This is a genomic window from Methylorubrum thiocyanatum (assembly GCA_014138645.1).
GTDB lineage: Bacteria > Pseudomonadota > Alphaproteobacteria > Rhizobiales > Beijerinckiaceae > Methylobacterium > Methylobacterium thiocyanatum.
In genome coordinates this window covers 74,699-96,241 of the sequence record JACJIB010000002.1, presented here as the reverse complement: position 1 = coordinate 96,241, position 21,543 = coordinate 74,699, and the positions used below count along the sequence as shown (strand labels likewise).

The window sequence follows — 21,543 nt, the reverse complement described above, 5'->3', positions numbered from 1 at the left end:
TTCGGGGGCGGCGCCGGCGCCCGATCCGATGAACCGGAAGCGGGCGTCTCGAGCGACATCCGATCGATCCCGTCATGATCCCTTCGGGATGGCGGATCGGGTCGTCGCCCGAGCGCGGCGTGGACCCGCCGAGCCAGGCTCCGCTTTGATCCAGCGGAAGCCGTCTCAGCCGCCGCGGCTCGACTTGGAGGCCTCGCGGCGGTGACGCTGGGCGCGCGGGCTCTTCGCCTTGGCCGGCGCCGGTCCGTCCCCCTGCATCCGCTCGACGCGGACATCCGCCGACCCGCGCCGGGCGAAGGCGGCCGCGAAATCCTCCGCGGCGCTGGCGCGCACCTCGAAGGTCGTCTCGTTGTCGAAGATCCGGATCGCGCCGATGTCGCCGCGGCCGATCTGCCCGCGACGGGTCAGCATCGGCAGCAGGCGGCGCGGCTCGGCCCGGTCGCGGCGGCCGAGATTGAGCCGGAACCACGCCGCCGGCTCGTCCTCGCCGACCCGCGGAGCGCCGACCGGGACGCCGCTGCGCGAATCCGGGCGGCGGCTGGTCTCGTAGGCGGGATCGCTGACCTCCTCCGGCACGGGGATGCGCGAACGGTAGAGCCGGGCGAAGGCGGCGGCGAGGCGCTCCGGGGGGAAGCGCTCCATCAGCGCCTCGGCCCAGTCCCGCTCCCACTCGCGCTCCTCCTCCGTCTCGGGTTCGGCGAGCAGCGGGTCGGACATCATCCGCTCGCGGTCGAGGGTGCGGATCTCGTCCGCGTTCGGCGGGCCGCTCCAATCGGGGCTGACCTTGGCGATGGCGAACATCTGCTCGGCCCGCCGCCGCCGGGCGGGGGGCACCAGCACGACGCTCGTGCCCTTGCGGCCGGCGCGGCCGGTGCGGCCGGAGCGGTGCTGCATCACCTCGGCGTCGTGCGGCAGGTCGGCGTGGATGACGAGGTCGAGGCCCGGCAGGTCGATGCCGCGGGCGGCGACGTCGGTCGCGACGCAGACCCGGGCACGGCCGTCGCGCAGGGCCTGGAGCGCGGCGTTGCGCTCGCCCTGGCCGAGTTCGCCCGAGAGCGCCACGGCCGAGAAGCCGCGCTCGGTCAGCGAGGCCTGGAGATGGCGCACCCCGTCGCGCGTGTTGCAGAACACGATCGCCACCGGCGCATCGACGTAGCGCAGCACGTTGACGACGGCGTGCTCGATCTCGCGGGGCATCACCCGCACGGCGCGGTAGACGATGTCGGCGTGCCCCCGCGTCTCGCCGGCGACCGCGAGGCGCAGGGCGTCGCGCTGGTAGCTCTCGGCCAACGCGACGATGGCCTTCGGCAGGGTCGCCGAGAACAGGAGGGTGCGGCGGTCCTCAGGGGTGGCCGCCAGGATGAATTCGAGATCCTCGCGAAAGCCCATGTCGAGCATCTCGTCGGCCTCGTCGAGGACGACCGCACGCAGCCCCTCGGTGACGAGCCGGCCGCGCTCCATGTGGTCGCGCAGGCGCCCCGGGGTGCCGACGACGATGTGGACGCCGCCCTCCAGCGCGCGGGCTTCGCGGCGCGGATCCATGCCGCCGACGCAGGGGACGACGCGCGCACCGGTCTGCGCATAGAGCCAGGTCAGCTCCCGCTGCACCTGGAGCGCCAGTTCGCGGGTCGGGGCGATGACGAGGGCGAGCGGCGCGGCCGGCGGCGGCAGAGCCTCCTCGGGTCCGAGCAGCGTGCCGGCGATGGCGAGACCGAAGGCGACGGTCTTGCCCGAACCGGTCTGGGCCGAGACGAGGAGGTCGCGGTCCGGTGCGGCATCGAGCACCGCCTGCTGGACGGGGGTCGGCTCGGCATAGTTGCGCTCGGTGAGCGCCCGGGCGAGGGGGGAGGGCAGAGACGGAAATGGCAAGGGAGGTGCGCCTTCGGACCGGCGATGATCGACCGGATCGGAATCAAGCGCCGCTTCTAGCCTCAACCGGGCGCCCCGACCACTACCCGCACCGCGTAGGGGCGTTGCATGCGGGCCAGAGTCTTCTCGGCAACAGCGCCGGCCCTTCGCCGGAAGACGGCGAATGGGATGTCTACGCCGCCTGCTCCTCCACCAAGGCGACGATGTCCTCCCAGCGCGAGAGGAAGGCGGCGACGCAGGCCGGATCGAAATGCCGGCCGGCCTCTGCCTCGAGATGGGCGCGCGCCCGTTCCAGGGACCAGGCCGGCTTGTAGCTGCGGGCGGAAATCAGCGCGTCGAACACGTCGGCCACCGCGACGATGCGGCCGGAGCGGGGGATCTCCTCGCCCCGCAAGCCGCGAGGATAGCCGGTGCCGTCCCAGCGCTCGTGGTGGGTGAGGGCGATCTCGGCGGCGATCTGGAGCAGGCGCGAGGGGCTGTCATGCAGCATGTGGTAGCCGCGCAGCGCGTGCTGGCGCATCTCGTCCCACTCCTCCGGCGTGAGGGGGCCGGCCTTCATCAGGATGTGGTCGGGCACCGCGATCTTGCCGATGTCGTGCATGGTCGAGGCAAGCGCCACGTCGTCGGCCTCCGCGGCGGACAGGCCGAGCCCCTCGGCCACTGCGATCACGCAGCCGGCCACGCGGGTGAGGTGGTCCCCGGCCCGGTCGTCGCGAAACTCGGCGGCCAGCATCAGGCGGCGGATCAGCTCGCGCTCGCGCGATACGGCCTCCGCCGAGGCCTGCTCCGCATCGCGCCGCATCGTGCGGGCGCGACGGTCGTTCTCCCGGCGCGCCAGAGCGAGGTCGATCAGCACGCCGACGCGATCCTGCAATTCGAGGGCGTCGAAGGGTTTGGGCAGCACGTCGGTGGCGCCGGCCTCGCGGCCGAGCCGGCGCAGGCTGCGGGCGTCGCCGCCGGCCACCAGCAGGACCGGCGTGCGGGCGAGGCTCTCCTGCGCGCGCAGGCTGCGGACCAGGGCCGGAGCATCGAAGCGTTCGGGCTCGGCCTCCACCACGATCACGGCGGGGGCTTCGGCGACGAGATCCTCGATCACATGGGTCGAGACCGCGACGATGCTCGCGCTCAAGGGCTGCCCGCGCAGAGCCAGGACGAGGGGAGCCGGTGTGCGCGCCGCCACGATGGCGACGACCGCCTCCTCGCTTGCTTCCGCGCCGCCCGTCATCGCGTCATCCACGGCGATCTCGGCACGGCCCGCCGCCTTGCCGACTCCCGATCGCTGCGCCCCTGCGTGCCAGAATAGGGTTAACCGACCCTGATCGAAAGCACTGGCTCCGCGAGCGGCCGGTCCGAACACCGGCCGCCACTTTTCGGGCCGGTGCGCTAGATCCCCCGCATGACCGACGCCTTCTCCCTCGATCCGCGGCTCGCCGCCGACACCCACCCCGTGGGCGACCTCGCCCTCTGCTCCGTCCTGCTGATGGACGACGCCCGCTTCCCGTGGCTGATCCTGGTGCCGCGGCGGCCGGGTTTGAGCGAACTCACCGATCTCACCCCGGAGGAGGCGAGCCTCGCCTTCGAGGAGATCCGCATCGCCGTCCGAGTGATGCAGGCGCTGGCCCAACCGGACAAGGTGAACGTCGCAGCGCTCGGCAACGTGGTGGCGCAGCTCCACGTCCACGTCGTGGCCCGTTTCCGCTCCGACCCCGCTTGGCCCGGCCCCGTCTGGGGCGTCGGCGAGCGGAAGCCCTATCCGCCGCATGCCCGTGCCGCCCTGCTCGAACGGGCCGCCACCCTGTTCCTGGCCGCGTGAGGCGCCCGACATGACCGGCTCGCCCGACACCACCGGCCGGGACGCGCTCGCCTACGTCGCGAGCCGCCTCGTGCGTCACTCCGCCGAATTCAGCGGTGCCCCCTCCCTCTCGGGCGCCGGCCCCGACGCCCGCCTCGTGCTGATGGCGGGGGAGGCGGTGATCCTGCGCGCCGCCCCCGCGGCGCTCGGGACAGCCCTGCTGACGCCCGAGGAAGCGGAGCGGACGGGGGCGCGCGCAGTCGAGATCTTCCTCGGCCGGGTCGAGGGGCGGCCGGTCTTCGCCGGCGCGATCCCCGGAGACGACGCAGCCCTGTTCCCGGAGCCCGACTATCGCGCCCTCGACCTGCGGGCGCTCGCCGCCGAGGGCGCGGTCGTCCGCGAGGAGCAGGGGCTCGTCGCCACCGCCAAGTCGCTGCTGGCCTGGCACGCGCGGCACCGCTTCTGCGGCAATTGCGGCAACCCGACCACCCTCACCGCCGGAGGCTTCCGCCGGGAATGCGCTGGATGCGGGCTGCACCATTTCCCCCGCACCGATCCGGTGGCGATCATGCTGGTGCGGCGGGGCGAGGCCTGCCTGCTCGGGCGTGGCCCGCACTTCAAGCCGGGGATGTATTCGTGCCTCGCCGGCTTCATCGAGCCCGGCGAAACGGTCGAGGACGCCGTGCGCCGCGAGACCCGGGAGGAGACCGGCATCGCGGTCGGGGCCGTGGCCTATCATGCCTCGCAGCCCTGGCCGTTCCCGGCCTCGCTGATGCTCGGCTGCGTGGCGGAGGCCGTCTCGGAGGACATCCGGACCGATCCGGACGAGTTGGAGGATGCGCGCTGGTTCTCGCGCGCCGAGGTGGTGCGGATGATCGCGGGCGACCATCCCGAGGGCCTGACCGTGCCGCCGGCCACCGCCATCGCCCACCTGCTGCTGCGCGACTGGATCGACGGCCTCATCGGCCCCGCGCCGGGTCCCGCGGCGTAAGCCCGGCGCGCCCGCGCTTCACGGACGCGAGCGGATGGTGTAGGCGCCCCCACTTGGCCGGGAGTTGGCCGGAACATTGGCCAGGGAAGCCGGGCCCTGCACGGCGACCCGGCTCGGGGATTCCGTGCCCCGGGCCTCAAGGCCGGACGTGCCGCCGGGAGCGAGAACCATGACCGCCCGCATCGATGCCGCCTTCGCCCGCTGCCGCGCGGAGGGGCGCGCCGCCCTCGTCACCTACGTGATGGCGGGCGATCCCGATCCGGAAACCTCGCTCAAGGTGCTCGAAGCCCTGCCGAAGGCGGGGGCCGACATCGTCGAGTTCGGCCTGCCGTTCACCGATCCCATGGCCGATGGGCCGGCGATCCAGGCGGCGGGCCTGCGGGCGCTGAAGGCGGGCCAGGACCTGCGCGGCACCCTCGCCCTCGTCCGCCGCTTCCGCGAGGGCGACGACCGGACCCCCGTGGTGCTGATGGGCTACTACAACCCGATCCACACCTACGGCGTGCCCCGCTTCCTCGAGGATGCCCAGGCCGCCGGCATCGACGGCCTCATCGTCGTCGATCTGCCGCCGGAGGAGGACGAGGAACTCTGCCTGCCGGCCCGCGAGAAGGGCCTCGCCTTCATCCGCCTCGCGACGCCCACCACCGACGCGGCGCGCCTGCCGGCGGTGCTCGCGAACACGGCGGGCTTCGTCTACTACGTGTCGATCACCGGCGTGACCGGCACGGCGACGCCCGATTTCGGTAAGGTTTCGCAGGCGGTCGGCCGGATCGCGGCGCAGACCGACCTGCCCGTCGTCGTCGGCTTCGGCGTCAGGACCGGCGCGCACGCCGCCGAGATCGCCCGCGGCGCCGACGGCGTGGTGGTGGGCTCCGCCCTGGTCGATGCCCTGGCCCGCAGCCTGGAGCCCGGCGACCGGGCCGGCAGCGGCACGGTGGAAGCGGTCGCCGCCCTCGTGCGCGAGCTGTCAGAGGGCGTGCGCAGCACCGTCAAGACGGGCTCCTGAGCCTCTTCAATCCGCCGCGCCCCGCGCCGGGGGAGTGTCCTTTTCGGACCGCTCCTTGGCATCGGGGCGGCGGTCATCCGATATCAGCGTGGCAAGAGAACGCGGTCAGACGAGGAATTCGACGCCATGGTCGAGCCGATGAACTGGATTTCGGAGGTGGTGCGCCCCCGGATCAAGACGCTGTTCAAGCGCGAGACGCCGGAAAACCTCTGGATCAAGTGCCCCGACACCGGCCAGATGGTCTTCCATAAGGAAGTCGAGCAGAATCACTGGGTGATCCCCGGCTCCGAGCACCATCTCAAGATGAGCGCGGCGGCGCGCCTCAAGATGATGTTCGACGAAGGCACCTGGATCGACGTGCCGCTGCCGGAGGTGCCGGCCGACCCGCTCAAGTTCCGCGACGAGAAGCGCTACGCCGACCGCCTCAAGGAGGCGCGGGCCAAGACCGGCATGCCGGACGCCTTCAAGATCGGCTTCGGCCGCGTCGGCGGCCTGCCGATGACGATCGCCGCGCAAGAATTCGGCTTCATGGCCGGCTCGCTCGGCATGGCCGGCGGCGAGGCCTTCGTCCGCGGCGCCGAGACCGCGCTGGAGAAGCGCACCCCGTACGTGCTGTTCGCCGCTTCCGGCGGGGCGCGGATGCAGGAGGGCATCCTCTCCTTGATGCAGATGCCCCGCACCACGGTCGCCGTGCGCCGGCTCAGGGCCGCACGGCTGCCCTATATCGTGGTGCTGACCAACCCGACCACCGGCGGCGTCACCGCCTCCTACGCCATGCTCGGCGACGTGCATCTGGCCGAACCCGGCGCGCTGATCTGCTTTGCCGGCCCGCGGGTCATCGAGCAGACGATCCGCGAAAAGCTGCCCGACGGCTTCCAGCGGGCCGAGTACCTGCGCGAGCACGGCATGGTCGATCAGGTGGTGCACCGGCACCAGCTCAAGGAGACGATCACCCGTCTCTGCGGCCTGCTGATGGATGTGCGGCAAACGCCGGCCGGCAAGCCGTCGACGCCGGTCGCCCCCGAGCCCGTGCCGGACGCGGCCTGAGATTGATCTGCGACAGAAGGTCTTCGCGCGAGATGGACTCCTCCGACGCGCTGATGGCGCGCTTCCTCGCCCTGCATCCGCGCACGATCGACCTGTCGCTCGGGCGCATCGAGCGCCTGCTCGCGGCCCTCAACCATCCCGAGCGGCGCCTGCCGCCGGTGATCCACGTCGCCGGCACCAACGGCAAGGGCTCGACCATCGCCTTCATGCGGGCGATTCTGGAGGCGGGGGGCTTGGCCGCCCACGTCTACACCTCGCCCCACCTCGTGCGCTTCCATGAGCGCATCCGCCTAGGGGGTATCGGCGGCGGCCATTACGTCGCCGAGGACCGGCTCGCCGATGCCTTCGCCCGCTGCGAGGCGGCCAACAAGGGCGATCCGATCACCGTCTTCGAGATCACGACGGCCGCCGCCCTTCTGCTGTTCTCCGAGGCGCCCGCCGACGTGCTGCTGCTCGAAGTCGGCCTCGGCGGACGGGTCGATGCCACCAACGTCATCGACCATCCGGCCTGCGCCGTCGTCACGCCGATCGGGCGCGACCATGCCGAATATCTCGGCGACACCGTCGAGGCGGTGGCGATGGAGAAGGCCGGCATCTTCAAGCGCGGCTGCCCGGCGGTGATCGCCGCCCAGGACTACGCCCAGGCCGACGCCGTGCTCTGCCGCCAGGCGGAGCGGGTCGGCGCGGTGCCGGTGCGCGTCGGCAATCAGGACTTCTCCGTCCACGAGGAGAGCGGACGGCTTGTCTACCAAGACGAGACCGACCTGTTCGACCTGCCCCGACCCCGCCTCGCCGGGCGCCACCAGCTCACCAATGCCGGCACCGCCATCGCGGCTTTGCGCGCGGCGGGCTTCGGCGACATCGGCACGGCGGCCCTCGAGGCGGGGCTGCGCAACGTCGACTGGCCGGGCCGGCTCCAGCGCCTCGTGCGCGGCGCGCTCGCCGAGCGGATGCCCAAGGACGCCGAACTCTGGCTCGACGGCGGCCACAACGCCGATGGCGGACGCATCCTTGCCGCCGCGATGGCCGATCTCGGCGAGCGCAGCGACGCGCCCCTGGTCCTGATCGTCGGGCTGCTCGGCACCAAGGACGCGGAAGGCTTCCTGAAGAACTTCGTCGGGCTGGCCCGCTCCCTCGTGGCCGTGCCGATCACCGGCCAGATGGCGGCGCGCCCCGCCGAGGAAGTGGCGGACATCGCCCGCACGGTCGGATTGCCTGCCGAGGTGGCACCGAGCGTCGAGGCGGCGCTGGCGGCTCTGTCGGACACGATCTTCGACCGTCCGCCCCGCGTCCTGATCTGCGGCTCGCTCTACCTGGCGGGTGCCGTGCTCGAAGCCAACGGCACGATCCCGGTCTGATCCCCGTCGGCGACGATGCCGAATCGCCGCCGACGCTCCCCCGGAGGCGGGAGCAACCGCCGGACACAGGATCGCCGGCCCTCTGTCGAGCGTCCGCGCCGCCGGATCCTGCAGGGTAACCAGACTGTGAACGCGGCGGCGGACTCTCCTATGGGGTAAGTCCCGTCCGATCAGTTCGGTCTTACGGCCGGCAGAGATGCCCGTCGCCGCGGGGAGGTGAGCGCATTCGCAGCCGTGCGGATCTGCGAAGACACCAGATCCGGCGACCACACCCTGGCAGCAACGCTCTCTAAAACGACCCCTATTCTGTTCCCCACACCGCCGCGCATGATCTTTACTTGCTATCGATCGGCATGAACGTCAGCGATACGCAAGGGCAGGGGATCGGCGCGGCCTCACCTTGGTGGCCGATGCGCCACGCCTGCGCCGGCGCTGCGCAAGTCTGATTTTCGGCACCGCCTGGAAGGGGTTGCAGGCGCCTGCGGCTCGATTGTCGCGCGGCGGGTGTGTCCTGCCGGCTACATCTCGGTGCAGGGAAATGGTCTAGCTTGCCGTTGATAGGGTTTCTGCTGGGGATCAACAAATGAAGAAGCTTCTCACCTCTCTCGCCGCCTTCACGGCGATGACCGCCGCGGCCACCGCCGCCGACCTGCCGCGCCGCGCCGCTCCGCCGGTCTTCACCCCCGTTCCGGTGTTCACCTGGACCGGTTTCTACGCTGGTTTCAACGCCGGTTACGGCTTCGGCGTCGAGGACTCCCTGGCTCCGACGCAGGTCGTCACGATCGATCGGCGCGTCGTCGGCGGTCCGGTCGGCGCGATCGCCGGCTTCGCCTTCGACAACGGCGGCCGCAGCGACGGCTTCGTCGGCGGTGGTCAGATCGGCTACAACTATCAGTTCACCCCGGGCTCGGGTGTCGTGATCGGTATCGAAGCCGACGCTCAGTACGCCGACCTCGGCGGCCGCTTCGGCCGTAACGGCCTCTGCGGCACCGGCGGCATCGCCTGCGCCGTGACCCCGGGCGCCTTCGTGCAGCCGGGCGTGACCCTGATCAACCCGACCGGTCTCCAGGGCCTCGACTTCTTCGGTACCGTCCGCGGCCGCATCGGTTACGCCTTCGACCGCGTCCTGTTCTACGGCACCGGCGGCTTCGCCTACGGCAGCTTCGGTGGCGGCCGCGCCGTCGACACCGACGACTTCAAGACCGGCTACGCCGCTGGTGGTGGTGTCGAGTACGCGCTCCCGACCGACTCGTTCCTGAACTTCTTCCGCTCCTCGGCGGTGACGATCAAGGTCGAAGGTCTGTACGTGAACTTCGATGGCAACAACAGCCGCTACGGCTTCGCCAACGCCAACGGCACCATCGTGACCGCGACCCCGCTGACCGCGGCCGGCCCGATCTCGCCCTCGACCATCCTGAACAACACCGCCCGCCGCGACAACGACTTCGCCGTCATCCGCGCCGGCCTGAACTACAAGTTCGGCAGCTACTAAGCCGAACCGTTCATAAAACAGGGTCTCGAAACCAGGGAGCCCGGCCGCAAGGCCGGGCTTCTTGCGTTTGGGATCGTCGCGGACGGGTGCAGCCGGGCGGGACGCGGGCATGAAAAAAGCCCGGCCTCGCGGCCGGGCTGTCTCGGATGATGCGGCCCGGATCGGGCGGCGCGTCAGGCGCTCGCCTGGATCCAGCGGGAGAGGTCGCCCTTGGGCGCAGCGCCGACCTTCTGGCTGGCGAGCTTGCCGTCCTTGAAGATCATCAGCGTCGGGATCGAGCGGATGCCGTAGGTCGAGGCGATGCCGGGATTCTCGTCGACATTGACCTTGGCGATCTTCACCTTGCCCTGAAGATCGACGGAGATCTCCTCCAGCGCCGGGCCGATCTGCCGGCACGGCCCGCACCACTCCGCCCAGAAATCCACCACGACGGGCTCGGCGGACTGCAGAACGTCCTGCTCGAAGCTCGCATCGGTCACTTTCACGGTCGCCATCGTACGTCCTTTCGACACGCGGTCCCACGCGGGTGCATGGAAGGCCCCTTGCGTGGAGGGCACCGGGGAGCGGGTTCGGCGCCTCACGGTGAGCGGAGAATTGGCGACGCCCCGCCGCCCGGTCAAGGCATCCCGCTCCGCCCGCGGGTCTGATGCGCCGAAGCCACATGGGATCGGCCGCGCTCGTCCCCGCAATCCCCTCGCAGATCCGCGGCTCTGTCTCGACTCCGCGATGCCTGCGGCGGTGCGACCCTCGCCGTGCGCCGCCCGCGCCCCATTTGGCGGGCAGGATCGGCGACCCGCACAAGGATCAATCGACGTGACGCGCACTCTTTCCCTTCTGCTCGCCACCGTCGCGGCCCTCGGCCTCGATGCCTCCGCCTTCGCGCAAGCGCCGTCCGGGCAGGGCGGCGGCGAGGACACGCGCGCGCCGCGCGTTCAGGGCGAATCGTTCCAGGCGCCGGCCGCACCGAGCGCCGGCACCTCGATCGCCGAGAAGGAGCCGCCGAACACCGAGTACAAGCCGCTCCTGCCCAACCAGACCCGCGCGCCGGAGCCGGCCCAGAAGACCGAGGTCGAGACCGCGGTGGCGGTGAAGGGCCTGGACAGCCCCTGGGCGATGGAGTTCCTGCCCGACGGGCGGATGATCGTGACCGAGAAGGCCGGCAAGATCCGGCTGGTCGCCAAGGACGGTACGGTGGGCCAGCCGGTGGCGGGCGTGCCGAAGGTCGATGCGAAGGGGCAGGGCGGTCTGCTCGACGTTGCGCTGAGCCCGAGCTTCGCCGCCGACCGCACGATCTATTTCAGCTTCAGCGAGCCGCGCGACAAGGGCAACGGCACCACGGTCGCCAAGGCCAAGCTGGTCGAGAGCGACGGGAAGGCGCGGCTCGAGGACGTCAAGGTCATCTTCCGCCAGATGCCGACCTATGACGGCGACAAGCATTTCGGCTCGCGCCTCGTCTTCGCGCCGGACGGCAAGCTGTTCGTCACGGTGGGCGAGCGCTCCGACAAGCAGACCCGCGGGCAAGCGCAGGATCTGACCAGCGGGCTCGGCAAGGTCTTCCGCATCGACACCGACGGCAACGCGCCGAAGGACAACCCCTTCACCGGCGGCGAGAAGGCCAAGCCCGAGATCTGGTCCTACGGCCACCGCAACGTGCAGGCCGCCGCCCTCGATGGACAGGGCCGGCTCTGGACCGTGGAGCACGGCCCCCGCGGCGGCGACGAGCTGAACCGCCCGCGCCCCGGCCTCAACTACGGCTGGCCGGTGGTGACCTACGGCATCGAGTATTCCGGCGAGAAGATCGGCGACGGCCAGACCCAGGCCGGCGGCACGGTGCAGCCGGTCTATTACTGGGATCCGGTGATCGGCCCGTCGGGGATGGCGTTCTACGACAAGGACGCGTTCCCGGCCTGGAAGAACCAGTTCCTCATCGGCGGCCTCGTCAGCACCGGCCTCGTCGTGCTCAAGCTCGACGGCGACAAGGTCGTGACCGAGGAGCGCATCCCGCTGGAGCACCGAGTGCGCGACGTGAAGGTCGGCCCGGACGGCGCCGTCTACGCCGTGACCGAGGATGACGGCCAGATCGTCAAGCTGACGCCGAAGAAGAGCAGCTGAGACACCAGACCCGCAGCGGCCTCCTCTCTCCCCACCGGGCGGGGAGAGGGGGCCGATCAGAGCCCGAGCCGCGATCCCTCCACCCGCCGCACCACCGGCCCCGAGGTCCAGACCAGCAGGGCGGTGATCGCGTGATCCGGCCAGATCGCTGCGGCGAGCCGGGCGTAGAGGGCGACCTGCGCCGCCTCGCGCTCGGGAAGCGGCGCGTCGTCCGCGGGCGGGCGGCCGGTCTTGAAGTCGCACAGGATCACCCGGCCGTCCTCGACGACGAGGCGGTCGATCCGGCCGGTGACGTCGCGTTCCACGCCGTCCACCACGATCCGACCCGAGAGCGCCACCTCGGCCCGTGCCTGCGCCGAGAAGAGCGGAGCGAGGTCCGGCGCCTCGATCAGCCGCAGCACGGAGCGCACGAGATCCGTGCGCTTGCCCTCGCCCAGGGCCGGCGCCCGGGCGCGGGTGAAGCGCTCGGCAGCCTCGGCGCGGCGGGCCGGCTCGATCCGCGGCAGGTGTTCGAGGAGCGCGTGGACCAGGGCACCGCGGCGGCGCGCCTCGGCATCCCCCAGGCGGCGCTGCGGCTGGCGCTGCCCGTCCGCGGCACCGAGGGCGCCCGAGGGACTCAGCGGGGGCGCCGCCTCGGCCTCCGGCGCGGCGTTCGAGAACAGCCAGTCCGGCACCGCCTCGGGCTCCGGCAGGGCCGTGGCCTCCGCCGCCGCGGCCAGCGACGCGGCCGAGCCGTCGCGCCAGATCGTGATCGGCCCGTGCTCGGTCTCGATCGCCTCGCCGGGCCCCAACCCCCGCTCCAGGCCGATGCGGACCATCTCGCACCATGAGGCCGGCGTCTCCCGCGTCGCCCCGCGATAGGGGGCGATGACGAGGTGGTCGGCGGCCCGGGTCATGGCGACGTAGAGCAGGCGGTTATGCTCCTCGCGCGCCCGCGCCTGGAGGGCGGAGCGGGCGGCCAGCGTCGCCGCGCAATCCTGGGTGCGTCCCCCGGTCCAGACCGGCGGCAGCGGGCCGTCGGCGGCGGGGTCGAGGCCGAGCAGCGGCGGATCGTTGCGGCCGAGCGGCTCGCAGCCGTCGATGACGACGACGACCGGCGCCTCCAGGCCCTTGGCGCCGTGCACCGTCATCACCCGCACCTCGTCGCGGCCGGCCTCCAGGTCGCGCTTGACCGAGAGGCCGCTCCTGCCGCGGCCGGGCCGCACCACGTAATCGGCCAGGAACGCTTCGAGGCAGGGGGCGTCGCCCCCGGTCTCGGCCTCGGCCGCCTGGGCGAGGAACACGTCGATGGCGTCGCCCGCCTCGCCGCCGAGCCGCGCCACCAGCCGGCTGCGCCCGCCATGCGGGCCGAGCAGGGCGGCGTAGAAGCCGAAGGGGCCGTTCTCCGCCGCGAGGCGGATCCACAGCCGCAGCGCCGCGAGGCCGCGGATCGCCGCCGCATCGCCGGCCTCCGCGTGGCGGGTCAGCGCATCCTCCAGCGTCTCGGAGAACGGGCGGCGGGCACAGATCCGGGTGAGGTCGTCGTCGGTGAGCCCGACCAGCGGCGTCTTGAGGGCGGTGGCGAGCGTCAGGTCGTCGGCGGGCAGAAGCCCGGCGCGGCCGACCGCAACGAGGTCCAGCACGGCGATGTGCCCGGCGACCTCCAGCCGATCCTGACCCGCCACCGGAACGCCGAGCCCCTTGAGCGCGCGGATCACCTCCTCGAAGGCAGCCGAGCGCTTGCGCACGAGGATCAGCACGTCGCCGGGCCGCCAGACCCGGCCGCAGGCATCGCCCCGGGTCGTCCAGGCCTTGACCGCGCGGGCGATGCGGCGCGCCGTGACGATGGCCGGAGCGTTGGGCTCGAGCGCATCGACGGGCGCGGCCCAGGCATCGGGCTCCTCGGCCTCCGCCGGCTCCTCGATGCCCCACAATTCGACCGCGCCGGGCACCCCGGCCCGGGCGGAGGCGTGCACGGTGCCCGGCGTGCCGGCCTCGAAGGAGAGGCCGGCGAAGTGCTCCGGCACGCGGAACACCGCATCGACCGCGGCGAGCACGTGGCTCGCGGTGCGGAAGGACAGCCGCAGGCTGACATCGGCGAAGTCGAGTTCCGCGCCTTTCGCCGCCCGCTCCCAGGCGCGGCGGGTCAGCTCGAACTCCCGCGGGTCGGCACCCTGGAAGCTGTAGATCGACTGCTTGGGATCGCCCACGGCGAAGCGGGTGCGGGTCAGGCCCCGCGCGCCTTCGCCCGCTGCGAACTCGGCGGTGAGCGTGCGCAGGATCTCCCATTGCTGCGGGTTGGTGTCCTGCGCCTCATCGACGAGGACGTGATCGACGCCGCGGTCGAGCTTGTACAGGACCCAGGAGGCGCCGACCCGCGAGAGCAAGTCGAGGGTCTTGTGGATCAGGTCGTCGAAATCGAGGGCGCCGAGCCGCGTCTTCTGCGCCTCGACCCGGCGGTGGATCTCGGCCGCCAGCCGGAACAGCCCCTGCGTCCGGGCGAGCGCGCGGGCGGCGCGCAAGCTGTCGAAGAGCGGGATCAGCCGGGCCTGCTCGTCGAGGAGCGCCTGCTTCACCTCCTCCGGCACCGCCTTGGTGCCGAACGACTTCGCCGCCCGCGGCTCGTCCTTGTCGGTGAAGAAGACCGAGCGGTAGGGCGCCAGGGCCTTGCCCGCTTCGAGGGCGGCGTCCGCCTCCACGAGCCCGTCGGCGAGCCGCTCGTCCGTGGCCTTGCCGGTGCGCAGCCGGCCCGCGACCGCGCGCCAGTCGCCCAGCGTGCTGCCCTCCAGGATCGCCCTCTCGATGGTCTCGACGCTGGCGCCGTCCGCGAGCGCCAGCGCGCGGGGCAGGCGGGCGAGCGCCGGCTCCAGGGCGCGATGGTCGGAGAACAGGGCGCGGGTCCGCATGGCGGCGCGGATCGCCTCGCGCAGGGTATCGCCGGAGGCTTCCGCGCCCACGACGGCGAACGCGTCGGAGAGCGTCTGATCGTTGCCGAGGAACGCGTCGGCGAGCACGTTGTCGGTCTCGATCTCGAACGCCTCGCGCGACTGGTTGTCGTCGAGCACGACGAAGCGGGCCGGCACGTTGGCCTCGAACGGGAACATGTGCAGCAGCCGCTCGCAGAGCGCGTGCAGGGTCTCGATCTTGAGGCCGCCCGGCGTCTCGACGGCGCGGGCGAACAGGCGGCGGGCGAGCCGCAGGGTGTCGCGGGCCGGCCGCTCGCCGGTGAGTTCGATGAGTTCGGCGGTCAGCGCCGCGTCGTCCAGCGTCACCCAGCGGCCGAGGCGCTGGAACACGCGGATCGACATGTTGGCGGCCGCCGCCTTGGTGAAGGTGAGGCAGAGGATGCGGCCGGGCGGCGCCCCGTCGAGGAGCAGGCGCAGCACCCGGTCGGTGAGCACCTTGGTCTTGCCCGCTCCCGCATTGGCCGAGACCCAGGCCGAGAGGCGCGGGTCCGCCGCCCGGCGCTGGGCCGCCTTGGTCAGGTCATCGACGGTGAAGCCGGTCAGCGGGGCGTTCACGCGGCCTCTCCTTCGCCCGCCAGCGACCATTCGAGCACGCGGGCGAGATGGTCGTACTCGTTGTAGGCGCGCACATATTGCGGGTAGGGGCGCGACGGATAGGCGGCCTCGCCGGTCATGTAGCGGGCGATGAGCCCGCGCAGGCGCTCCAGATGCTCCTCGACGATGGCCTCCACCGCCCGCGCGTCACCCGGTGGGGCCTTCACGGGTATCGGCCGGAACGGCTCACGTCCGCCCGAGGCATGGACATAGAGGAGATCCGGGGCGGAAGCCGCCTTCAGCCCCTCGAAGGCGCCGTGCATCAGCATCGCCGCCTCGAGGGTGAGCTGGGGCGAGAAGCCGGCGAAGACCGTGCGGTTGCTCGGCGGGGTGCCGGTCTTGAAGTCGACGATGCAGTAGCCGCCGTCGGCGCGGACCTCGATGCGGTCGGCGCGGGCCGAGAGGGTGAAGGTCCGCTCGCCGAGCGGGATGGTGAGCTTGCCGGATCGCTCCGCATGGATGGCGTGCAGGCCCTGCCGCTGGCTCGCCTCCCATTCGAGGAAGGCGACCGCCATCCGCTCATAGCGGGGGAACCACTCGGCGTAGAGTTCCGGATACTGGTCCTGGAGCGGGCCGAAGGCGTCGAGCGCGATGGCGTAGAGCAGCGTCTCCGCATCCGCCGGCAGCGGGCCGGGATGGGCCTGCGAGAAGTCGCCGAGGATCTTGTGGATCAGGCTGCCGCGCTCGGCCGCGCCGGGCACCACCGCCATCGGCTCCAGCGCCTCCAGCCCCAGGATGTGCCGCGCGAAGATCGAGTAGGGGTCGCGCACCAGCGTCTCGATCTCGGTGACGCTGAGGCGCGACGGGAACAGCGCGGGATCGGGCTTCGGCGCGGGCCTTGTCAGGCGCGGCGGCGGCGCCTCCCGACCGCGGTCGAGCCGCGCGGCGAGCCCGCGCAGGCGCTGCCCGCGGGCGATGGCCCCGGCCCAGACCGCGTCGCCGCCGAAGGCGCGCAGGCGCTGGAGGAAGCGCGAGGGCACGGTCGGCGAGCCCTCGCGCTTGGCCGCGCGGGTCACCACGGCGTCGTGGATGCCCAGGCCCTGCACGAAGTCGTGGGCGGCCTGTCCGATCCGCCGCTCGGGCGGGCTCAGGCCCACTTCTCCGCGCATCGGCCGGTTGAGGAAGGCGTCCGTGGTCTGGCGCACCGGCCAGACTGCCTCGTCGAGCCCGCCGAGCACGATGCGGTCGACGGAGAGCAGGCGCGCTTCGAGCGGCCCGAGGATGCGCAGGCGCGGATGCGCGTCGCGCTGGGCGCAGGCCACCGTGCGATCGCGGGCGAGCGCGGTGAAGAAGGCGGCGTAATCGGAGAAGCGGCCCGGCAGCGCCTCCTGCTCGGCCGATTCGAGATCGTCGAACAGCCCGTCGAGGGTGTCGAGGGAGGGGTCGTCGATCTCCTCCTCCGCCTCCGCCCCGCCCATCATCCGCTCGCAGGCCTCGCGGTGGAGGGCGGCCAGCGCCACGAGGTTGCCGATGGCGGGCTGGAGGTCGGTGCGGAAGCGATCGAGGGCGATCTCCAGCCGGTCGAGGATGGTCTCAGAGAGATCCCAGTCGATCGCCTTGAGGCGCTTCTTGGCCCGCGGCACCCGCTCGGTGGCGTTGCGCTGCAGGGCGACCGCGGCGCGCATGCCGTCGAAACTGTTCTTCGGGATCGGGGCGGGACCGCGCAGGCCGCCGATCTCCAGGGCGGCGGCGGCGCGCACGACCTCGCTGCGGGTGAGCCCGAGCCGGACGAAGGGGTGGGCGAGCAGCGCGATGACGCGGGCCGGTGCCACCTCGGCGGCGAGTTCGGCGACGAGCCGGGCGAAGCGGCCTGCTTGCGAACGGGCCAGGCTCAGGCCCGCCGAATCCTCCGCCGCGATGCCCCAGCGGGCGAGTTCGGCGGAGACCCGGAGCGCCAGCCCCCGGTCGGGGGTGACGAGGGCAGCGGTGGCGCCGGGCGTCTCCAGGGTCTCGCGCAGGGCCAGCGCGGCGACCAGCGCCTCCTCGCGCTCGTCCGCCGCCTCGACCACGGCGAGGCCTTCCATGCCCTCGTGTGCGAGCGCCAGCCGCTCGGCCGCATCGAGCCGGGCCCAGGCGTCGGTGGTCTCGGCCGGGCGCAGGGCCTGCGACAGCAGCCTTTCCCGGGCCACCGCCTCGGGCGACAGCGTGCCGAGCGTCTCGACCTCGCCGCGCGCGACGGCGAGCCCCGTCCGCCCGGTCAGCGCCCGCAGGATCGCCTGCGGGTGGCCGTGGGCGATCTCGTCCCGCGTGCCGCCGGCGCCATCGATCGCCTCCCAGCCCTCTTCGTCGAGATGCAGGTCGAGCCCCGGCAGCACCACGGCGCCGCGGGGCAGGCGCGCCACCGCGGCGATCAGCCGGGCGGTGGCGGGCACCGAGCCGGTGGAACCGGCCACGATCACCGGATCGTCCGGCCGGTCGCGCGTGAGCCGGTCGGCCTCGGCCAGGACGAGGCGGCGGGCGCGGGCGGTGGGGTCGGCGAGCGAGCGGGCGGCGAGGATCTCGGGCCAGTGCTCGGCGGCAATCCTGAGGAAATCGAGGGTGAGGCGGAAATAGCGCGAATGCTCGGCCTCGACGGCGGAGGCGATCTCGCTCCAGGGCAGGCCCTCGACGGTGAGCGCATCCATCAGCCCCTCGAGGTCGGCGGCGAGCGCCACCGCATCGGCGGGGGAGGAGGGAACGAGGAAGGGCACCTCGTCGTCGATGGGCAGCAACTCGCGGTCCACCGTCTCGGCCCATTTCTGGACGAGGCGGGCCAGGATCAGCCGGCGCTCCAGCGCAGGGATCGAGGGGTGCAGCAGATCCTCGGGCGTGTCGAGCAGGGTGCTGGCCGAGAGATCGAGTTCCGCCTCGTCGGCCTCGCCCAGGGGGATCATCCGCGGCAGCAAAGCCGCCCCGCCGAGGCGCTGCGCCAGCACCGTGGAGAGGGCGCGCACCGCGCGCTGCGTCGGCAGGTAGAGGGTGACAGAGGCGAGCGCGAACGGATCGTGGCCGACCGCGCCGACCAGCCGACCGGACACGAGGGCATCCGCCAGCGTCGGCAGGAACGGCGCGCCGGGGGGAATCGTGAAGACGCGGGGAGCGGCGGTCGCGGACATGCTCGACGCTTGAAACCTGACGCGCTGTGGTCGGGGGCGACCACCTGAGGGCAAGATGGTGAAGGCTTTCGAAAAGCGGCGGGCGCCGGTCTCGGCCGGCCCACCCGCCGTTCGAGGTTTGTTCTAGCACGTGACGGCGATTTGTGGAGGCCCGCCTGTTCGCCGCCTCAGGCTTGGCCTATCTCCCCCGCCGTTACCCGACAGAGCAGGACGGCAGGCGGACCGGTGGAAGAAGTCCTCACCCGATGGCTCGGCACGACGGCCTCGCTTCGGACCGAGATCGTCGCGGCCATCGGCCTCGTCATCTCCCTCGGCGTCAGCGTTCACGTGCTGCTGCGCAAGCGGGTGGTGGGGGCGGCGATCGGCTGGATCGGGCTCGCCTGGCTCGCGCCGGTCTTCGGCAGCCTGCTCTACATCACCTTCGGCATCAACCGCGTGGAGCGGCGCGCCCGGCGGCTGAAGCGGCGCCCGTCGCAGACGATCGACGACACGCCCCAGCCCTCCGCCCACGTGCCGGAGGCCTTCCGCGCGCTCGACCGGGCGGTGCAGGCGATCACCGGCCTGCCGACGGTGGCGGGCAACCGGATCGAGATCTTCCGCAACGGGGACGAGGCCTATCCGGCGATGCTCGACGCGATCGGGCAGGCGCGCCGCAGCGTCGCCCTGTCGAGCTACATCTTCCGCGACGACGAGATCGGCCGGGCCTTCTGCGACGCGTTGAAGGCCGCGCAGGAGCGGGGCGCCGAGGTGCGCGTCATCCTCGACGGCATCGGCAGCGGCTACTTCTTCCCCGCCGCGTGGCGACGCCTGCGCCGGCTCGGCGTGCCGGCCGGGCTGTTCATGCATTCCGTCCTGCCCTGGCGGATGCCGTTCCTGAACCTGCGCACCCACAAGAAGCTGCTGATCCTCGATGGGCAGATCGCCTTCACCGGCGGCGTCAACATCTCCGACGGCAACCGCGTCCGGGAGAAGCCGGACTTCCCGATCCGCGACACGCATTTCCGGATCGAAGGGCCGGTGGTCGAGCACCTGACCCAGGCCTTCATCGCCGATTGGCTGTTCGTGAGCGACGAGGAGCTGGAAGGGGAGGCGTGGCTGCCGCCGCTGGCGCCGGCGGGCACCGTCACCGCCCGGGTCGTCACCTCGGGGCCGGATGCCGACATCGAGAAGATCGCCACCGTGATCCTGCAGGTCATCGCCTGCGCAAGACATTCGATCCGGCTGACGACGCCCTACTTCCTGCCCAACGACCTCATCGTGAACGCGCTCTGCCTCGCCGCGACGCGGGGCATCGAGGTCGATGTCGTCATCCCCAAGGCGAGCGACCACCGCTTCGTCGACTGGGCGACCCGCGGCCATATCGACCCGCTCCTCAAGAGCGGGGTGCGGATCTGGATCGACGGCCCGCCCTTCGACCATTCGAAGGCGATGACCGTCGACGGGCAATGGTGCTTCATCGGCAGCGCGAACTGGGATTCGCGCAGCTTCCGCCTGAATTTCGAGCTGAATGTCGAGGTCTACGACGTGCCGCTGGCCCAGGCGCTCGAAGCCTTCATCGCGGGGAAGCGGCGGACCCGTCTGACCCAGGCCGATCTCGACGCGCGCGCGCTCCCCGTACGTTTGCGCGACGCAGCCGTCCGACTGCTTCTGCCATACCTCTGAGACGCCCCACCGAGGCGGCGCCCTCCGGCGCGGGCGAGAGCCGCACCACGATCGGATGGTGATCGGACAGCCCGCGGGGCAGGACCATGCGCTCGTGGCAGACGAGGCCGCGCACGAGGCAGCGGTCGAGCCGCAGCGGCAGCACGTCGACCATGGCGTGGGTCGGACGGCGCGGGCCGACATCGCGAAAGCCCGGCAGCAGGGCCGGGCCGACGATGTTGTAGTCGCCGAGCACCGCGGCGCGGACCGGCAGATGGCTCTCGATGCGCCGGAGCTGGCGTCGGTTCAGCACCTGCCCGTGCGAGAGGTGGACGTTGGCGACGCCGAATTCGCCCCAGTCGAGCACTTGGCAGACCCGGTCGATCAGCACGCCCGGGGGCAGGGTGACGATCTCCGGCGGCTTGGCCCAGGGAATCGGGCTCCACATCGCCAGTCCGTGAATGCGCCCCGGCAGTTGCGCCCAGGCATAGACGCCGCCAACCCGGTCCTTCAGGGCGGCGATCTCCTTCGTTGCCTCTTGCATCAGCAGCAGGTCGGGGCGCTCCTGCTCGATTAGCGTGACGAGGCAATCCACCGCCGCGCCGGTGCGGCGCAGCAGATTCCAGCTCACGATCTTCTTCGCGTTCGGGCCCGGCTCGGGGGTGATCGGAGGGGGGCGTCTGAGGAGCATGCGAGTCCGTTTGCCCGGGGCGCGTGACCGCTTCAGGGCGGCGCGGAGGCAATGCGCGGGCCGCGGATCGGTTCGCGCCTTACCGCGTCTTGCGGTGGAGAAAGGCCTCGATCCCCTCTTCCGCGGCCCGCGCCAGCATGTTCTGCGCCATGACCCGGCCGGCATGGGCGTAGGCCTCGGCCAGCGGCATCTCCAGTTGCTCGTAGAAGGCCCGCTTGCCGACGCGGACGGTGTAGGGATTGCGCGCGGCGATGCCCGCGGCCAGCGCCTGCGCGGCGGCGAGAGCCCCGCCCGCCTCCACCACATCGTTGACGAGGCCGAGGTGCCGCGCCGTCTCCGCATCCGTCATCTCGGCGGTGAGCAGCATCCGCATCGCCGCCTTGCGCGACAGGTTGCGCGAGAGCGCCACCATCGGCGTCGAGCAGAACAGGCCGATCTGCACGCCGGGCGTGGCGAAGCGCGCCTCCGCCCCCGCCACCGCGAGGTCGCAGGACGCCACGAGCTGGCAGCCGGCCGCCGTCGCGACGCCCTCGACCGCCGCGATCACCGGCTGGGGCAGGGCGGGGATCGCCATCATCACGCCCGAGCACAGGGCGAACAGCTCTTCGAACTTTTTCGCGCCGCGGTCGCTGGCGGCCCGGTAGCCGGTCATCTCCTTGAGGTCGTGCCCGGCGCAGAAGGCGGGGCCGGACGCGGCCAGCACCACCGCGCGCACGCTGTCATCCTGCGACAAGCCGGCGAAAGCCTCGCGCAGGGCTTCGAGCAGACCGAGCGAAAGAGCGTTGCGCGCCTGCGGCCGGTTGAGCGTGAGGGTGGCGACGCCGTCGCGATCCTCGCGCAGCAGGAGATCCTCCGATGGACGATCGGAACCGGTCACGGCGCGTGTCTCCCCTGAGAAATCGAAATGAGT

General features: G+C 72.1%; 15 protein-coding genes. 8 read left to right on the top strand and 7 right to left on the bottom strand.

All coding sequences use genetic code 11. The features are described 5' to 3' along the window. Positions 1–165: 165 nt before the first annotated feature. The gene (locus HNR51_RS04250) at positions 166–1,869 is read right to left on the bottom strand and encodes a DEAD/DEAH box helicase (RefSeq protein WP_182554078.1); all 1,704 of its coding nucleotides are present in this window, start codon (positions 1,867–1,869) and stop codon (positions 166–168) included. Positions 1,870–2,041: 172 nt separating this feature from the next. After that, entirely contained in the window at positions 2,042–3,094 is a 1,053-nt protein-coding gene (locus tag HNR51_RS04245; RefSeq protein WP_182554508.1) for an HD-GYP domain-containing protein, read from the bottom strand. A 171-nt stretch (positions 3,095–3,265) separates the two neighbouring features. Here HNR51_RS04245 and HNR51_RS04240 point away from each other — a divergent pair, with 171 nt between their 5' ends. The 6 genes from HNR51_RS04240 to HNR51_RS04215 all read left to right on the top strand — a co-directional run bounded on the left by HNR51_RS04240 (position 3,266) and on the right by HNR51_RS04215 (position 9,555). After that, on the top strand, positions 3,266–3,682 hold the full coding sequence (locus HNR51_RS04240; protein ID WP_141953971.1) for an HIT domain-containing protein: 417 nt from the start codon (positions 3,266–3,268) through the stop codon (positions 3,680–3,682). A 10-nt stretch (positions 3,683–3,692) separates the two neighbouring features. After that, a complete protein-coding gene (gene nudC, locus HNR51_RS04235; RefSeq protein WP_182554077.1) occupies positions 3,693–4,652 on the top strand; it encodes an NAD(+) diphosphatase in 960 nt (319 codons plus the stop codon). A gap of 169 nt (positions 4,653–4,821) precedes the next feature. Then, complete coding sequence (gene trpA / locus HNR51_RS04230; RefSeq protein WP_182554076.1) at positions 4,822–5,658, top strand: tryptophan synthase subunit alpha; 837 nt, start codon at positions 4,822–4,824, stop codon at positions 5,656–5,658. A gap of 126 nt (positions 5,659–5,784) precedes the next feature. After that, a complete protein-coding gene (accD, locus tag HNR51_RS04225) occupies positions 5,785–6,705 on the top strand; it encodes an acetyl-CoA carboxylase, carboxyltransferase subunit beta (protein ID WP_012456653.1) in 921 nt (306 codons plus the stop codon). A 32-nt stretch (positions 6,706–6,737) separates the two neighbouring features. Next, on the top strand, positions 6,738–8,063 hold the full coding sequence (locus HNR51_RS04220; RefSeq protein ID WP_012456652.1) for a bifunctional folylpolyglutamate synthase/dihydrofolate synthase: 1,326 nt from the start codon (positions 6,738–6,740) through the stop codon (positions 8,061–8,063). A gap of 583 nt (positions 8,064–8,646) precedes the next feature. Beyond that, complete coding sequence (locus HNR51_RS04215) at positions 8,647–9,555, top strand: outer membrane protein (RefSeq protein ID WP_012456651.1); 909 nt, start codon at positions 8,647–8,649, stop codon at positions 9,553–9,555. 173 nt (positions 9,556–9,728) lie between these two features. On the opposite strand, the gene trxA is transcribed toward HNR51_RS04215, so the two are convergent. Continuing rightward, the gene (gene trxA, locus HNR51_RS04210) at positions 9,729–10,049 is read right to left on the bottom strand and encodes a thioredoxin (protein WP_012456650.1); all 321 of its coding nucleotides are present in this window, start codon (positions 10,047–10,049) and stop codon (positions 9,729–9,731) included. Positions 10,050–10,368: 319 nt separating this feature from the next. Here trxA and HNR51_RS04205 point away from each other — a divergent pair, with 319 nt between their 5' ends. Beyond that, positions 10,369–11,667 carry a PQQ-dependent sugar dehydrogenase gene (locus tag HNR51_RS04205; RefSeq protein ID WP_012456649.1) on the top strand — a complete coding sequence of 433 codons (1,299 nt, stop codon included), beginning with the start codon at positions 10,369–10,371 and terminating at the stop codon, positions 11,665–11,667. 56 nt (positions 11,668–11,723) lie between these two features. Here HNR51_RS04205 and addA read toward each other — a convergent pair whose 3' ends face one another. Together addA and addB are read right to left on the bottom strand one after the other, a co-directional pair. Further along, positions 11,724–15,167, bottom strand: a complete 3,444-nt coding sequence (gene addA, locus HNR51_RS04200; protein ID WP_182554075.1) for a double-strand break repair helicase AddA — start codon at positions 15,165–15,167, stop codon at positions 11,724–11,726. Next, complete coding sequence (addB, locus tag HNR51_RS04195) at positions 15,164–18,301, bottom strand: double-strand break repair protein AddB (RefSeq protein WP_182554074.1); 3,138 nt, start codon at positions 18,299–18,301, stop codon at positions 15,164–15,166. The genes addA and addB overlap by 4 nt, the downstream gene beginning before the upstream one ends. A 225-nt stretch (positions 18,302–18,526) precedes the next feature. On the opposite strand from addB, the gene cls reads away from it, so the two are divergent. Beyond that, positions 18,527–19,963, top strand: coding sequence for a cardiolipin synthase (gene cls, locus HNR51_RS04190; protein WP_182554073.1), 1,437 nt, complete (start codon positions 18,527–18,529; stop codon positions 19,961–19,963). On the opposite strand, the gene HNR51_RS04185 is transcribed toward cls, so the two are convergent. Then, positions 19,854–20,633, bottom strand: a complete 780-nt coding sequence (locus HNR51_RS04185; protein ID WP_141953956.1) for an endonuclease/exonuclease/phosphatase family protein — start codon at positions 20,631–20,633, stop codon at positions 19,854–19,856. The genes cls and HNR51_RS04185 overlap by 110 nt on opposite strands. Positions 20,634–20,712: 79 nt before the next feature. Then, entirely contained in the window at positions 20,713–21,510 is a 798-nt protein-coding gene (locus HNR51_RS04180; protein ID WP_182554072.1) for an enoyl-CoA hydratase, read from the bottom strand. Between the last annotated feature and the right edge of the window lie 33 nt (positions 21,511–21,543).

What these genes read in the sequence shown, in the direction of transcription:
- HNR51_RS04240 (WP_141953971.1), top strand. Translation starts at nt 3,266, where the DNA reads ATGACCGACGCCTTCTCCCTCGATCCGCGGCTCGCCGCCGACACCCAC.
- trxA (WP_012456650.1), bottom strand. Translation starts at nt 10,049, where the DNA reads ATGGCGACCGTGAAAGTGACCGATGCGAGCTTCGAGCAGGACGTTCTG.
- trpA (WP_182554076.1), top strand. Translation starts at nt 4,822, where the DNA reads ATGACCGCCCGCATCGATGCCGCCTTCGCCCGCTGCCGCGCGGAGGGG.
- nudC (WP_182554077.1), top strand. Translation starts at nt 3,693, where the DNA reads ATGACCGGCTCGCCCGACACCACCGGCCGGGACGCGCTCGCCTACGTC.
- HNR51_RS04220 (WP_012456652.1), top strand. Translation starts at nt 6,738, where the DNA reads ATGGACTCCTCCGACGCGCTGATGGCGCGCTTCCTCGCCCTGCATCCG.
- accD (WP_012456653.1), top strand. Translation starts at nt 5,785, where the DNA reads ATGGTCGAGCCGATGAACTGGATTTCGGAGGTGGTGCGCCCCCGGATC.
- addB (WP_182554074.1), bottom strand. Translation starts at nt 18,301, where the DNA reads ATGTCCGCGACCGCCGCTCCCCGCGTCTTCACGATTCCCCCCGGCGCG.
- HNR51_RS04215 (WP_012456651.1), top strand. Translation starts at nt 8,647, where the DNA reads ATGAAGAAGCTTCTCACCTCTCTCGCCGCCTTCACGGCGATGACCGCC.
- HNR51_RS04185 (WP_141953956.1), bottom strand. Translation starts at nt 20,633, where the DNA reads ATGCTCCTCAGACGCCCCCCTCCGATCACCCCCGAGCCGGGCCCGAAC.
- HNR51_RS04245 (WP_182554508.1), bottom strand. Translation starts at nt 3,094, where the DNA reads ATGACGGGCGGCGCGGAAGCAAGCGAGGAGGCGGTCGTCGCCATCGTG.